The organism is Streptomyces sp. NPDC090445 (assembly GCF_044769385.1).
Taxonomy (GTDB): Bacteria; Actinomycetota; Actinomycetes; order Streptomycetales; family Streptomycetaceae; genus Streptomyces.
The window spans coordinates 21,019-34,646 of record NZ_JBIVXV010000029.1; the positions used below are offsets into that span (position 1 = coordinate 21,019).

General features: G+C 69.4%; 17 protein-coding genes and 2 pseudogenes. 5 read left to right on the top strand and 14 right to left on the bottom strand.

The window, feature by feature from the left end; genetic code table 11:
- Positions 1 to 260: 260 nt before the first annotated feature.
- The 5 genes from ACIQUT_RS33460 to ACIQUT_RS33480 form a co-directional block, all read right to left on the bottom strand.
- Positions 261 to 461: a hypothetical protein gene (locus tag ACIQUT_RS33460; RefSeq protein WP_403568568.1), complete on the bottom strand. Its 201-nt coding sequence runs from the start codon at positions 459 to 461 to the stop codon at positions 261 to 263.
- 963 nt (positions 462 to 1,424) lie between these two features.
- A complete protein-coding gene (locus ACIQUT_RS33465) occupies positions 1,425 to 2,066 on the bottom strand; it encodes an ATP-dependent DNA ligase (RefSeq protein WP_403568569.1) in 642 nt (213 codons plus the stop codon).
- The gene (locus ACIQUT_RS33470) at positions 1,979 to 2,422 is read right to left on the bottom strand and encodes a hypothetical protein (protein ID WP_403568655.1); all 444 of its coding nucleotides are present in this window, start codon (positions 2,420 to 2,422) and stop codon (positions 1,979 to 1,981) included. The genes ACIQUT_RS33465 and ACIQUT_RS33470 overlap by 88 nt, the downstream gene beginning before the upstream one ends.
- A gap of 191 nt (positions 2,423 to 2,613) precedes the next feature.
- Positions 2,614 to 2,994, bottom strand: a complete 381-nt coding sequence (locus ACIQUT_RS33475) for a hypothetical protein (RefSeq protein ID WP_403568571.1) — start codon at positions 2,992 to 2,994, stop codon at positions 2,614 to 2,616.
- Positions 2,995 to 3,638: 644 nt separating this feature from the next.
- Positions 3,639 to 4,778 carry a helix-turn-helix domain-containing protein gene (locus ACIQUT_RS33480; protein WP_403568572.1) on the bottom strand — a complete coding sequence of 380 codons (1,140 nt, stop codon included), beginning with the start codon at positions 4,776 to 4,778 and terminating at the stop codon, positions 3,639 to 3,641.
- 86 nt (positions 4,779 to 4,864) lie between these two features.
- On the opposite strand from ACIQUT_RS33480, the gene ACIQUT_RS33485 reads away from it, so the two are divergent.
- Entirely contained in the window at positions 4,865 to 5,920 is a 1,056-nt protein-coding gene (locus tag ACIQUT_RS33485; RefSeq protein WP_403568574.1) for a ferredoxin reductase, read from the top strand.
- Positions 5,921 to 5,927: 7 nt separating this feature from the next.
- A complete protein-coding gene (locus tag ACIQUT_RS33490) occupies positions 5,928 to 7,046 on the top strand; it encodes a fatty acid desaturase family protein (protein WP_403568576.1) in 1,119 nt (372 codons plus the stop codon).
- Positions 7,047 to 7,109: 63 nt separating this feature from the next.
- On the opposite strand, the pseudogene ACIQUT_RS33495 reads toward ACIQUT_RS33490, so the two are convergent.
- Positions 7,110 to 7,256, bottom strand: a pseudogene (locus ACIQUT_RS33495) (tRNA (adenosine(37)-N6)-threonylcarbamoyltransferase complex transferase subunit TsaD); the annotation flags it as partial.
- Positions 7,257 to 7,343: 87 nt separating this feature from the next.
- On the opposite strand from ACIQUT_RS33495, the gene ACIQUT_RS33500 reads away from it, so the two are divergent.
- On the top strand, positions 7,344 to 7,802 hold the full coding sequence (locus tag ACIQUT_RS33500; protein ID WP_403568578.1) for a hypothetical protein: 459 nt from the start codon (positions 7,344 to 7,346) through the stop codon (positions 7,800 to 7,802).
- Between the two features lie 223 nt (positions 7,803 to 8,025).
- Here the strand turns inward: ACIQUT_RS33500 and ACIQUT_RS33505 are convergent, their stop codons facing one another.
- Entirely contained in the window at positions 8,026 to 8,247 is a 222-nt protein-coding gene (locus ACIQUT_RS33505) for a hypothetical protein (protein WP_403568580.1), read from the bottom strand.
- Between ACIQUT_RS33505 and ACIQUT_RS33510 the strand changes: the two genes are divergently transcribed.
- A complete protein-coding gene (locus ACIQUT_RS33510) occupies positions 8,239 to 8,448 on the top strand; it encodes a hypothetical protein (RefSeq protein WP_403568582.1) in 210 nt (69 codons plus the stop codon). The genes ACIQUT_RS33505 and ACIQUT_RS33510 overlap by 9 nt on opposite strands.
- 147 nt (positions 8,449 to 8,595) lie before the next feature.
- Here the strand turns inward: ACIQUT_RS33510 and ACIQUT_RS33515 are convergent, their stop codons facing one another.
- Entirely contained in the window at positions 8,596 to 9,366 is a 771-nt protein-coding gene (locus tag ACIQUT_RS33515; RefSeq protein WP_403568583.1) for a methyltransferase domain-containing protein, read from the bottom strand.
- 137 nt (positions 9,367 to 9,503) lie between these two features.
- Here ACIQUT_RS33515 and ACIQUT_RS33520 point away from each other — a divergent pair, with 137 nt between their 5' ends.
- A complete protein-coding gene (locus ACIQUT_RS33520) occupies positions 9,504 to 10,280 on the top strand; it encodes an RNA polymerase sigma factor (protein ID WP_403568585.1) in 777 nt (258 codons plus the stop codon).
- Here ACIQUT_RS33520 and ACIQUT_RS33525 read toward each other — a convergent pair.
- From ACIQUT_RS33525 to ACIQUT_RS33550, 6 genes and pseudogenes are all read right to left on the bottom strand, one after another.
- Positions 10,257 to 11,318: a hypothetical protein gene (locus tag ACIQUT_RS33525; protein WP_403568586.1), complete on the bottom strand. Its 1,062-nt coding sequence runs from the start codon at positions 11,316 to 11,318 to the stop codon at positions 10,257 to 10,259. The two genes, ACIQUT_RS33520 and ACIQUT_RS33525, sit on opposite strands and share 24 nt — an antisense overlap.
- A 303-nt stretch (positions 11,319 to 11,621) precedes the next feature.
- Positions 11,622 to 11,780 (bottom strand): annotated as a pseudogene (locus tag ACIQUT_RS33530) (IS5/IS1182 family transposase); the annotation flags it as partial.
- 146 nt (positions 11,781 to 11,926) lie between these two features.
- Positions 11,927 to 12,469: a transposase gene (locus ACIQUT_RS33535; protein WP_403568588.1), complete on the bottom strand. Its 543-nt coding sequence runs from the start codon at positions 12,467 to 12,469 to the stop codon at positions 11,927 to 11,929.
- A gap of 200 nt (positions 12,470 to 12,669) precedes the next feature.
- The gene (locus tag ACIQUT_RS33540; RefSeq protein WP_403568592.1) at positions 12,670 to 12,951 is read right to left on the bottom strand and encodes a hypothetical protein; all 282 of its coding nucleotides are present in this window, start codon (positions 12,949 to 12,951) and stop codon (positions 12,670 to 12,672) included.
- Entirely contained in the window at positions 12,948 to 13,319 is a 372-nt protein-coding gene (locus ACIQUT_RS33545; protein ID WP_403568594.1) for a DUF6247 family protein, read from the bottom strand. The genes ACIQUT_RS33540 and ACIQUT_RS33545 overlap by 4 nt, the downstream gene beginning before the upstream one ends.
- Entirely contained in the window at positions 13,316 to 13,591 is a 276-nt protein-coding gene (locus tag ACIQUT_RS33550) for a hypothetical protein (protein ID WP_403568596.1), read from the bottom strand. The genes ACIQUT_RS33545 and ACIQUT_RS33550 overlap by 4 nt, the downstream gene beginning before the upstream one ends.
- Between the last annotated feature and the right edge of the window lie 37 nt (positions 13,592 to 13,628).

Consider the following 13,628-nt stretch of genomic DNA (forward strand, 5'->3'; position numbering starts at 1 on the left):
TGGGAATCCCCAGCCGAGCGCCTGCACAAACCGCTCGCTGATGACGTTGGCGTGGCCCGCAGGCCACCCGACCCCGACCGGAACCGGTCGATCACCTGGACCTCCCCCAGCACCGCCAACGCCCCCGCACCCGGCGCCATCAGCCGGCGCACCGACGCCCCGGCCGCCAGCGCGTCGGCGTCCGCGTCGGTGGACCAGCCGGACAACGTGTCCTCGCCGGCCTCGTCGTCGGCCAGGACCAGCCACGGGTCTTCGAGGCGTCACCGGTGCCGGGCGCCATGGGACCCCGCCAGCACCAGCAAGGCAACCGTCGGCCCCGTGGGTACTTCGATCTTGTCGTGGGCGAGGAGCCAGGCGACGACCGCGCCGCGGTCGAACTGCGGGCGCACGACCGTGCCGGCCACCGAGCCGGGGAAGTCGGGGTGCCGACGGCGCCAGCACGCCACCGCTGCCCGGCCCACCCTGGCGATCCACGCCACCTCCGCCCCCGGTCAGCGCCCGGGACGACCTGTCCCAGGCCGACAAACGGGGAACGGCGGCCAGCCGCGACCGTGCGCACGGCCCGCCAATCCACGGAAGGCCGGACCACCTCCAGGAGAGCGATGTCCCGGGCGTCGTACAAGGGGACCGTGGTCATCCCGCCGTGGTGCTTGTAGTCGACGTCCACGGAGGCGACCGGGGACAGCCACCCAAGCCAGCCGGCGATCAGGTCGAATTCCGTCCGGCGGACCCCGAGCCGGCGCGCGGCCTGGTCCGGGCCGAGGGGCACGTGCTGGTCCAGCAGAGCGGGCAGGTCCCGGCGGCGGGCGAGCGCGGCCACCTGGTCCGGATGGACGTCGGGGAACTGCGTGTCCCCGCCGAGGTAGACCAGGAGACCCGCCTTCACGAGGTGACCAACCCCCGAGGCGGTCACCCTCGGCCGGAGAATCGGCAGCGGCACCCCAAGAGCCTGCGTCAGCCGGTCCGCCGCCACGCCGGCACCGATCGGGCCCCGTAGCGCCGCGCGGACCTGCTCCGGGTCGGCGGCCTGACCGCGACCACCGGCCCGGGGCCGGCGTCCGTCGGCGGGGCCAGGCCCGAACCCGTCGCCCACCGCCAGGCCGCCAGGCCGCCAGGCCGCCAGAGGCACCCGCAGCCGGCCCGCGGCCTGCCCCTCGTCGTACACCTCACGCACCGAACGCACCATCTGGATCGCACTCCGATCACACAACCAGCGGCCCGATCATCGGGCCGCGCCGGAGACATGTCGAAAGATCCCGCTTGTCATCAATAGCCCCAATTTCAGGGTGAGTTGGGAGCACACCGCACAAGCCGCCCACGCGTACGCCAGGCCCGGATTCACCCCTCCGAAGGACACGAGACGGGCGCCGGCACCCATCGGCGTCGGCCCCCGAGGAACCCGTTCGCCAGCGCGGGACAGGCGGTCAGCTGGCGGCCGCGGCCAGGCCTTGGCCGAAGGGCGGGACGTCGCTTGCGGTCATGTCCAGGCGGATCCGCTGGAACCTGAGCGGGTGCCGGAAAACGCCCTGGTCAACGGCCCGATCGGCGCTGACCTCCGCCACCAGGTCCGGGCGGACGGGCACCACGTCCAGAAGGTCACGACTCCCCCATGACGCAGCGAACCGCACCCCATCAAAAGGGTGACCCGGGCCGGCCGCGGCGAGGTGCTCACCGACCTGCCGGGACACCTCCGGGCGCAGCGGGACCGTGCGGCCGACGGCGCGCAGTCGCCCGCCGGTGTCGTAGCGGCCGAGGACGAGAAGCCCTGGGCGGGTCAGGGTGCCGGTGACGGCACCGATGATCGCCTCCGTGCTGTCCCGTCGGCGGATCTTGGTCCACCCGCGGTAGCCAGCCAGATATTGGCTGGTCAGGGGCTTAATGACCAGGCCCTCGACCCCGGACACGTCGGTCCAGGTTTCCAGCCGCTCCCGGGCCTTGGCCAGGTCAGTTGTCATTGGGCACAGCGTCCACGGGGCCGTCAGGGCGTAGTCGGTGAACAGCGTCTCCAACAGTGTGCGCCGCTCGACATAGGGCCATTGCAACAGCTCCTCACCGTCCAGCTGCAAGACGTCGAACGCGACGAACCAGGCCGGCCACCGGTCGGCCAGGGCCGGGCACCGCGGGCGCGAGCGGCGGCCCGGCGCTGCAACGCCTCGAACGACAACCGTCCCGCCTCCATGTCCCACACGACCAGTTCGCCGTCCAGGACCAGGCCGCGCAGCAGCTGCTCCTCGGCGGCCGCCACCAGGTCCGGCCACCGGTCGTGGACCAGCGCCCCGCTACGGGTCTGCACCAGCACCGTGCCGCTCGGCCCGGCCGGAGTGAACAGCAACGCCCAGTGCCCGTCCAGCTTCTGCTCGGGCGCCACACCCGCCCGCACCGCAGCCGGGCCCGGCACCGACTCCGCAGCCTGCGCCAGCATCGGCTCCACCAGCGGCCTGAGCACCAACCCCGGGCCTCCTCAGCTTGTTCTTTATACTCCGGCTTCGAACGATGCCCCGAAGATGATCGCCCGGACGGGTAATCGCCGGACATGAAGAACAAGCTCAGTGAGCCGTGAGTGCCTCGTCAGGCAGGCCAGGTGCCGTCGGAAGGCGTCGCGCCCCTGGTCCGTCAGCCGCACGACGCGGGAGCCTCCGGCCGGCACGAGCCAGGACTCCTGAACTGCATGGTGGAATACGGCTGCGGCGACCGCGCCCGCAGATGCAAGCGCCGCTCCGTCCAGTCCAGACACGTGCGTACGTGTGGTGCCGTTTCCTGGGTGATGCCCGTGTCCGTGAGCCATGCGGCGCCCGGGGGAGTAAGGACCGGGCCGAACTCCCAGTCCAAAAATCCCTGTTCGGTCATCGCGTCGGTGATCGCCACGGACAAGGAGCCGCCGAGATGATCGTAGCAGATGCGGGCGAAGGCCACGGCACGGTGCTGGCGGGCGGCAACGAGCGAGCGGACCGGGACGAGCTGTTGCGGTGCCCGGGCGGCAAGGGCTTCGATCATCTCGGCGATGGCGGGGTCCGCCAGGCGCACATAGCGGTGCCGGGGTCATGACGGTGCGGGGGCCGCGGTGGTCCAGGACGCGGCCGACGTAGGCATCGATACCTTCGAACAGCCCGATCAGGACTCGTCGTCGGCTCGGTGGGTGTGCTCCGGTCCAGGGTGGGCCACACCTGGGACGAGTGGATTGTCGTAATCAAGTTCGATCTTGCCGAAGGCTGTGCCCGGAATCGACGCCGAGTCGTTGTCCGCGATGATCAGCTGGACCTTGGACCCGTGGGCCTCGGCCTGCCTCGGCCCATGGGCGTTTCAACCCCCTGGTCTTGGAGCAGCCCGCGGACCCGCGACCGTATGTCGATCTTGCGTGGCTGGCGTCCAGACTGCCCGCCCACTTGATCTGTCCGGTCCCGACCGCCCCCAATCGCTGCCGTTGCCACCCAGACATGACCCGGGTGGGTCCCGCCGGACCAAGATCCGGACCATTTCCGGACCAGCACCCACAAACGACCCGCCCCAACTTCCCTTTTCCCAGGTCAGCATGGGTGGAGCTGATGTACCACCAGCAGACCAAAAACGTCCTGGTCAGCTACTCCCCCAAGAAGCCGGGCTTCTTCCAGGAGCCCGAAGAGCGGCGCCTGACCTGGGCGTCAGCTAACCCGAAGACCGACCGCCAGCGTCAGCTCAAGGACCCGGTGTGGCGATGCGAGATCCGGAAACAGCTCCCGCAGCTGCGACATCCGGTACCGGACGGTCTGGGGATGGACGAACAACGCCGCCGCCACCTCGTCCCGCCTGCCCTGGTGGAGCAGCCACGCCCGCAACGTCTCCTCCAGCCGCCGTGCGGTCGCGACGGGCAAGGTCCGCAAGGGTGCGAGGGCTCGGGCACGCAGGTCTGCGAACGCGTCCGCGTCGGCGCTCAGCACCAGCTCGGGCAGGTGGTCCTCGGTGTCGCGGATATCGGAGGAGAGGGAGCGCGCACGTGCGGCTCGTGCGTACGAGGCGGACGCACGAGTCCATGGCCGGGCCGGGCCGACCACGGCGGTGCGGTCTGTCAGCTGCCGCAAGAGATGCGACCGGTCGGCATCGGGGACGAGCAGCACACCGAAGGCGTCCGGCAGATCGTCGAGGACGAGGGTGCCCGGGTCGAGCGCGCGGTAGGCGGGCCGGGCCTGGGCGGCGGGCAGCAGGACCGCGGTCAGCGAAACCGGAGGCTGCCACCCGGCCCGTTGAACAGAGGCCAGCAGCACGTCCGGGCTCGCGCCGGCGAGGAGGTCGCGGGCCAGGTGTTCCAGGTGGCGCTCGTGGTCCCGGCCCCGGGCGGCCAGTTCGTCGGCGTGGCCCGCGGCGCTCGCGGCGGAGAGCTCGTCGATGTAGGCGAAGGTCAGTTCGGCGAACTTGGCGACCTCGGCGGCGGGCAGACCTGCGGGGACGGCACCCGCTGCCAGGCATCGCCAGGCCACGCGGGCGCCGACGCGGTAGGCGCCGAGCAGGGCGTCCATCGAACGGCCGTCGCGCACCTCGCCGCGGCCCAGCTCGTAGGCTGCGCCACCGGCGTCACCGCCTGTGGCATTCCCGCTCGCGAGGTCCAGGTAGTGCCCCAGGGCAGTGCGGACGGCTCGCCGGATGGTGACGCCCATGCGGCCCGAAAGGGCGTTGGCGTAGGGAGGGACCTCGTCGATGATCGCCTGGACGACCTCGTCGGCGGTGGCCCTCAGCGCGGCCCGAAGTGCGGTGACCGTCGTCTCATCCAGTGCCAGTTCGGTGACCCTCCGGATGGGATGGCTCATGTTTTATTCCTTGCGAACAATTCAGCCGACCAGATTTACGTCCTGCGGTCAGGACTTTACGCCCTGAGGCACACCAAGCTGGGGTCATGACGAGTACAGCCCTCCGCAGTGGGGCGTGGAAACTGCTGGAGATGGTCACGACGCCGCTGCTGCCGTCGGACTACCTCGACCTGGTCAGCCCGCTGCGTGCGGGCGCTGACCTGCGTGGGCGCATCGAGGCCGTGCACCCCGAGACGGGTGACGCCGCGACCATCGTGATCAGGCCGGGACGGGGCTGGCGCGGCCACACGGCCGGTCAGTACGTGCGGATCGGGGTCGACGTCGACGGGAGGCGCCTGTGGCGTGCCTACTCCATCACCTCGCCGACCAACCGCCGAGACGGCCGGGTCACGATCACCGTGAAGGCGATCCCGGGCGGCAAGGTCAGCAACCACCTGGTCCGCAGGGCGAAACCGGGCACGCTGGTCCAGCTCGACCAGGCAACCGGTGACTTCGTGCTGCCGGTGGCCAAGCCCGCCAAGGTGCTCTACCTGACGGCCGGCAGCGGCATCACGCCTGTGATGGGCATGCTGCGTGACATCGAGTTCGACGACGTCGTCATGGTCCACTGCGCGCCACAGCCGCAGGACGTGATCTTCCGCGGCGAACTGCACGACCTGGTCGCGGACAAGAAGCTGCGGCTCACCGAGGTGCACACCGACACGGACGGCATGCTCGACATCACCCGTCTCGACGAACTGGTGCCCGACTGGGCCGACCGCGAGACCTGGGCCTGCGGGCCCGCGGGCCTGCTCGACGCCGCCGAGGAGCTCTGGCGCGAACACGGCGTCCAAGAGCGCCTGCACACCGAACGCTTCCGCCCCGGCATCGTCGTCGCCGGTGACGGCGGCAAGGTCACGTTCAGCGCCACCGGCAAGACCGTCGACGCGGACGGCTCCACGCCGTTGTTGGACGTCGGCGAGGAGGCCGGCGTGCTCATGCCGTCCGGGTGCCGCATGGGCATCTGCTTCGGCTGCGTCACGCCCCTCAAGACAGGCGCCGTCCGCGACCTGCGCACCGGCGAGATCACCGAGGCCGAGCCGGACGTCCTCATCCAGACCTGTGTGTCCGCCGCGGCGGGCCCCTGCGACATCGAACGGTAGGAACACCTTGACCGCCATCGACCCCACCGCCCACCTGACCGCGGAGCAGATCGAGGAGCTCGGCCGCGAGCTGGACGCGATCCGCGATGAGGTGATCGCCAGCCGCGGCGAGAAGGACGCCGCCTACATCCGCAAGGTCATCTCGGCGCAGCGCAAGCTCGAGCTGGTCAGCAGGGGCGTGCTGCTGTTCTCGATCTTCCCGCCCGCGTGGCTGATCGGCACCGCCGGGCTGTCCGTGGCGAAGATCATGGACAACATGGAGATCGGCCACAACATCCTGCACGGCCAGTGGGACTGGATGCGGGACCCGAAGATCCACTCCACCACCTGGGAATGGGATCACGTCTCGCCGTCCGACCAGTGGAAGCACTCGCACAACGAGCTGCACCACACGTACACCAACGTGATCGGCAAGGACAACGACCTCGGCTACGGCATCATGCGCGTCGACGAGGACCAGAAGTGGCACCCGTTCCACCTCGGCCAGCCGCTGTGGAACTTCATCAACGCCTGCTTCTTCGAGTACGGCATCGCCGCGTACGACCTCGAGCTCGGCAAGAACCTGCACAAGCGCCGCCGCAACAACCCGGAGTTCCGCGCGCAGGCCAAGGCCGTCGGCCGCAAGATCCGCAAGCAGGTGCTCAAGGACTACGTGATCCACCCGCTGCTGTCGGGCCCGTCGTTCCTCCACACGCTCGCCGCCACGTTCACCGCGAACCTGGTCCGCAACATCTGGTCCCACTCGGTCATCATGTGCGGGCACTTCCCCGAGGGCGTGCAGGTCTTCGAGCGCCGGTCGATCAAGGGCGAGACGCGCGGCCAGTGGTACCTGCGCCAGATGATGGGCTCGGCGAACATCAGCGGCAGCAGGGCCATGCACTTCATGACCGGCAACCTGTCGCACCAGATCGAGCACCACCTGTTCCCGGACCTGCCGAGCAACCGGTACGCCGAGGTCGCGGTGAAGGTGCGCGCGCTGTTCGAGAAGTACGAGCTGGAGTACGTCACCGGGCCGCTGCCCAAGCAGGTGTTCTCCGCGTGGCGCAAGATCTTCCGGCTCTCGCTGCCGAACAAGAAGCCCAAGGTCAAAACGCCGGACCGCGAGCAGGAGCTCGTCGCGGCCTGATTCCCGGTACCGGTTCAGATGTTTCGGCCGTACCGGCGGCACCGCCGGGTTCGGTGACGCCGCGGCCGAACGGGCGACCGGGCGCAAGGCCGCGTACTCGAGGGGCGCGGACGGGTCGATGGACATGTCCAGTTGTGCCGGGTCGGTACACAGGGTCAGTGGCGGGACCCGGAGTTCGACTCCGGCGGCCGCACAGCGCTGCAGAGCAACCACGCCTCTCCGGTAGCGGCACGATGGGCGCGTGCATACGACGCCCTGGAGCGGGCGATCAGGCGCGACCTACAGGATGAACCGTGGGTGGTCAGGCTGGCCGACCAACTGCACCACGCGGGGCGCGGGATGGTGACCGGCATCGCTGCCTCCATGGCCGAGCCGGTGGTCGTGGCCTACGACGGACGCGAAGGGATCGACCTGCCGTGGCCTGCCCGGTACCTCCTCTGGACCCAATATCCAGGCGGGGCCCGCCAAGCCGGCCCGAGCCGACACCGCCTGGCAGCAGTCCCCCGGCTCTTCACCCTCCTCGACGGTCTCTCGCACCGCTCCCTGCGAGTGATCGGTGACACCGAATGGCACGACTCGCCCGCCGTGTACCAAGAAGCCATTGACAACGTCCCCAAGGCCGCGTTCTCGCCCGACGCCCACTGCTGGTGGAACACCCAGGCAGCCGGGCGACTCCCCCACCTCCTGTCCATGGCACGCGCGGACGCCGCCTCCGCACGACAACAGGCACAGCGCGTCCAGGCACCTTGGCGATAAGACGACCACACCCTCGGGCCCAGCTGGCGAGCTGCCGGGGGGCCTGCAGGACATGGATCACTCCCAGAACTTCCCATCCCACGCCAGCTTCTCCGCCTGGGGACCGCGAGGACCGAGATCCGGACCATTTCCGGACAGTCGCGGACCAAGGCCCGACCCTCTCGGCAGCCGGGCTGACAGCATCACGGCGTCACCACGCCGCCTTCGGCATGGTCTGCCTCCGTCAGGTTTGCGTCGGTCCGGGTGAGTCGGCCTTTCGCGCCGTGAGCAGCGGCTTCAGGCTGAGGAGTCCACCGATGACGAAGACGGCCGTGGCCAGGTAGATCAGGCCGAGGCGTCCGAGCGTGTCGAAGTGGTAGGGGTAGTGGGCGGGCAGTGCGACGGCGAGGCCGAGGACGGGTGCCGCGACGGCAGTGACCCATGCCCACAGGTGGCCGTGGCGCACGCCGAACCACGCCAGGGCGGCGACGGCCAGCCCGGTCGCCGCGATGAACCCCGAGACAGCGATCTGCAGGTGTGCGACGTAGTCGTGCAGTTCGGGGCTGAACGCGCGGATCTCGGTCTTGCCGACGTCGACCTGCGCTCGGCCGATGCCGAGTTCGAGGAACGAGTCGGTGAGTTGCGGACGAAGAAGATCACCGCGTAGCCGATGAACGCAAGTCCGGCGAGGGCCATCAAGGCTGATCCGGGCTGGAGGGCAGCGGGGCCCTTGCTGGTCTCGGCACTGCGGTGGGTGAGCGTTGTCATGACGCGCCTCCTGGCACGCTGCGGCCTTGCGGGCCGCGGGATCGGCTCAGTGGCCCGCCTTGACCGCGAGGAGGGAGATGCTCTTGACGCCGCACGTGGCGCTGGCGCGACGGGCCTGTCCGGAGAGGAACTCATAGTCGTTGCCGCGGAGTTCCTTGATCTGGAGTCCGGCGGCCTTGATGGCCTGCCGGTAGGTGGTCTCGTGGGCGGCGCCTCCTATGCACGAGGCCCACAGAGCGGCGTCGCAGATGATGGACTCGGTCAGCGGCTGTTCCGTGACGATGTCGGCGAGTGCCAGCCTGCCGCCGGGTCGCAGGACGCGTGCGGCTTCCGCAAGGACCCGTTCCTTGTCGGCGGAGAGATTGATGACGCCGTTGGAGATCGCGCAGTCGAAGCTTGCGTCTTCGGCCGGAAGCGACTCGATGCGGCCCTCGCGGAAGTCGACCTGGGCGAAGCCGTCGGCCGCGGCGAGCCGCCTGGCCTTGTCCAGCTGCGCAGGCGTGAAGTCGACGCCCACGACCCGCCCTGCGCCTGCGACCTGCCGTGCGGCGCAGCAGGAGTCCGTGCCGGAGCCGCTGCCCAGGTCGATGACGTGCTCGTCCTCGCCGAGCACGGCCAGGTCGAGGAAGTAGCCGACCCCGGCGAAGGAATCGACGGCCTCCGACGGAACCCTGTTGAGCAGTTCGGCCGGGTAGCCCAGGCGCCGGGCCAGGGACCGGCCCATCTCGAAGTGGTACGAGCCGTGTGGCTCCTGGGCCACCAGGCGGTACAGAGCCTGGACCTTGGCGTCCAGCTCCACGGGGTCCACCGCGGTCATGGCCGTCACCTCCTCCGGAAGAACCTGTTCCTGTGATGACGAGGACGGCGTGTCGGCCCGGATTATTGCCGACAGTAGAAAACGGGACGGAACGCAATAAAATTGCTGCTGGGGCCGTCTCAAGGTGTGTGCTGTCCATGCAGGAGATCCGGACCCAGAGGGCGGAGGAGTTCCGCTGTCTCGCGCGCGAGCAGCTTCCCCGCCTCTACTCCATCGCCCGGGCACTCGTCGGCGAGGATGCCGAGGACGCGGTGCAGGAGTGCCTGCTCAAGGCGTTCCAGCGGTACGGACAGCTCCACGACGCCGCCGCCGGCCCCGCATGGCTGCGCAAGATCCTCGTCAACTGCTGCCGTGACTTCGGCCGGGCGAAGGCGCGGCAGCCCGTGCAGGTCCACTTCGACGAGGCGGAGGAGTTCTCCCTCTACCGGAAGATCGCGTACGAGGACCCGTTCCCCTACTCGGACTCGCTCCACCTCGACCGCGTTCGTCTCCCTCGCCTGCAGCCTCATCTGCTGGAGACGCCTCAACAAGCACGAATCATGATCGTGTTACGAGCCCTTAGGAATAGCGCGGCAGCATCCTTGTGGCCCTGGTCAATCAGACGTTGGACCTCGCCAACGGCTTCATCGAGATGGCGCAAGAACCTGGACACCGGGCAGTGCGCTTTGCGTACCAAGCGGCTCGCCAGTTGCGCCATCTGGACAAGATCTTGCAGGCCCAGATCCATCAATCGGGCGTCTGCGAACGTCTCTGTATATCCGCCTTGCGGCATGCCGGTCTGCGGGAGTGTACCTGCAGCCGGACGGGGTGTTCGACCAACTGGTGCCGATATCCACGCGACCGCCCTGCCCCACCCCGAGGGCGCTTTCGGGGGTTCGGGGGTCGGGCCTCTACTCGCGGCGCTTTCGCGCTGATGAGAGCAGCAGCCGCAGGGTGGGAAAGCGCACAAGCAGGCGCGCCGCCTTGACCAGCGGGTGTGAGGGGCCGAGGACGGCGGCGAGTACGTCGCGCCAGAATCCGTGGACGGTCTGTTGGGCGTGAGTGCGGGCGTCCACGGCGTCTGGCCTGGTGCTGTCGGGCAGGTGGCGGCCTTCGACTGGCAGGCAGGGGATGCCGGCCGCGCGTAGGGCGCAGGTGCGGTGTTGTCCGTTCGTGAGGCTGTCGTGGTTCTCGTCCCAGCAGATGGGATCTTGCACTAGAGCACGGGCCCACTCGCGGTCCCGTTCGTCAAGCTGCTCCATCGCGTACGCCTTTCGTCCGCGCTCGGCGCCGTCGGCGAGCTCGGCAGCCGCGAGTTCGGTCGCGGCCTCGGCAATCGCAGCCCAGTTGCCCTGGTGGTAGGGGCAAGCAGCGAAGTCCTCCGGCGTCAGCCGGGCGAAGAGTTCCGCATGTGCCAGTTGTCCGGCGTACCAGTCGTCTGGATAGGTCTTCTCGATCGCTTCCACACGCGGAAAGTGGGGGCATCTGGGCAGGCGGTGTGGCCACGGCAGCTGCGAGACCGGCACGGGGCGGATCCCTGTCACCCCGTGCAAGTGGAGGTCACGGTCAGCAGGGCTGGAGAAGCTGCTGGGGCAGAGGTCAGCGTCATCCGCCTGGGCCGGCGGGCGCAGGACGGCATCCCTGCGCTGTTGATCATCCTCGTTGGGGACGGTGGCGCCGATGAACTGGAAGTACGACTTCTCGTGCCAGGGCCCGTCCAGATCGTTGCGCAGCCGTTCGGGGCTGGGGACGACGAGAACCCGCACGCTGGTCTCGGGAATGACCAGGACGCCCGAGATGCCGTAGACGTTGGCCAGCATCACCTTGCCCCGCGCCCATTCGGGGTCGGCCAACAGGGTCTGAAGGGCCGCGCCTTCAAGGTGGGCGATCCACTCCACCCTCCAGAACCCTTCGTCGACTCCCATGTCCTCGGCGGGGAACCTGCAGGTCTGGGTCTGCAGGTAGTCACCCACGCACAGGGCACTGGCGGGTTTCTCGAACGACTTCGGCCTGCGTTTGATCTCGCTTCCAGGACTCGATCGGATCGGCTCTGGTCCTGGAGCTGGTACGAACGCTGGCTCAACCACATGCGGGACGGTAAGGACAGCCCCGCGCTGGGTCTCACCTCTCCGGCGACCGTCGCGAGCGCCCCCTGGGGCCCCGAGCCCCGGCCCGGTGAACTCGGTGACCGTACGCCGCAGAGGGCTGAGGGGACGGGACCCGGCGCCGAGTTCCTCACATGAGGGACGGACCCGGAGTCAGATGCCGGGCCGGTTCCTCTTCGTCCAGCTGTCGGTGCGCGGGCCCTTCCGGGCCAGGCGCTGGGTCATGAGCGTGATGAAGGCCCAGTTCAGGTGGGCTTCGGAGTGCTGGGGCAGACGCTCGTAGTCCCGGCAGTTGCGGCGGGCGTTCATGATCCAGCCGATGGACCGTTCGCGGCCAGCCTCGACAGCAGGTCGACCGTCACCCGGGAAGCGACCTCCTCATCACGGGTCACAGGGTCCACGGAACCGTCAGGGCGCGGTCGGCGAACAGGACCAGTTTGGGTCTGGCACGAGTTCCGTGACAGCGGTACTCAGCGTCACGCGAGCAGAACGCGTTGGCGGAGGAGCGGGAAGCCAGCACGGCCGAACATCTGCCGCTTGAGCATCTTAATCCGGTTGGCTGCTCCTTCCACCGGTCCCGAGTGCCAGTGGGTGGTCATCCCTGCCGTGACGGCGGCGAGATCTGTTTCGAGGCCGGCCGCGAAGGTGCTGGTGCCGGGAAGTGCTGCTGCGGTGGCGTTGGTGATCCAAGTCGGTAGCTGTTCGCCGGCGAGGGTGCTCATCATCTCCGCGAACTCGCTGATCAGGGCCGCCGCCGTCGCCAGCTCCGGACACCTTGCGAGGACCGCCTTGCGTGACTGTTGCTCGTCCAGGTCGAGTGTCGCGGGGTGACGGGTGAGCCAGCCGGTGACCTGCCGGACGGACGGTGGCGCCAGCGCTGGCGGAACGCTGTCCGTTGCAGTCAGGCTGTACCGGATCCAGTCGGCCAGAATCGTGTAGCTGCCATTGAAGCCGCGTTCGGTGATCTCGCGGTGCAGCTCCAGGACCGTGATCCGGCCGTTCGTCTCGGCCCACCTCATTGCCAGGTAAGCCTTGAAAAGCCGTCTTGCGGGGGGCAAGACATCAAACGCGTAGAATCGCCGGCTGGTTCCGCGGGGAGGCGAGCCATCTTCTTGCGCCGCTGCTGCTTGTCACCCGCGAGGCGCCACGTCATAGCCAGGATCGGAGCAACTGCACAGAAGCCGATGCCGGGTCGCGGGCGGGCGAGCGGCTCAGGCGGCTACAGGTCGGTGTAGGGCGGGATGACGCGGACGATCGCGATCAGCCGCATGCGGGGCAGGGGCAGGGCGTAGAACCAGCCGTCGTCGAGGAGAGGGATGCGGCGCAGGCCTCCCGGGACGCCTTTGCGGCCGCCTTCGCCGATGTCGGTGACGTCGACGCCGACGTCGGCGAGAGCGACGAGCTCGTCGGCCAGGCGTTCGACCTCCGCGGTGACGTGGGCGGGCAGGCCCTTGACGACTTCGTCGGCGTTCGGGTCGTACTCCCAGCTCCAGCCGCTCACCTGACTCCCCCGAGCGGGATGCCGGCCTCGGCCGCGGCCCGGTCCAGGATGTCGCCGATCTCCGTGGCGATCGCCCGCGCCTGGGCGGGCGTAATGGCGTTGGCCGCCTGGTCCTCCAGCGTGCGCAGGCGCGCTGCCTGATCGGGGTGGCGTTCGATCGCGACGTAGAGAGCCCACTGGCGCAGGAACCGGCGCATCGGCGCCGAGCTGACCTGCTCGCGTGCACGGGCCACTGCGGTGGCCCGCTCGGCGTCGAAGGTGGGTACCGCATCGGGGGCGAGCCGGGCCAAGGCCGCGCGCAGGTCCTCGGCCGTCGCGGCCGGCTGCGGGCCGCTCCCACCGGGGGCGGGGTCAGGGGCCGTACTCATGCCGCTTCCGCCCCGTCTGCCGGCTGGGTCTGGGCGCGGTGATCAGCGGCCAGAGTGGAGACGTGCTGGCGCGACCAACCCACGCGCGCCGCGACCGCGGCCGGTCCCCCTCGCTCGTACCGAGCGGCAATCCGGCCGGCGGCCCGCCCGAGTGCCGTGCGGGCCTGTTCCAGTGCCTCGATGTGCTCGCTCACCGCCGCGGCAAGGCGGTCCAGCTCCGCGGCCTCGTCCGGGGCCAAGACGATCCGGGTAGCCCGGGGAGAATCCGTCATGCGCCCACCCTGCCCTACCCGGCACCGCAACCGCAAC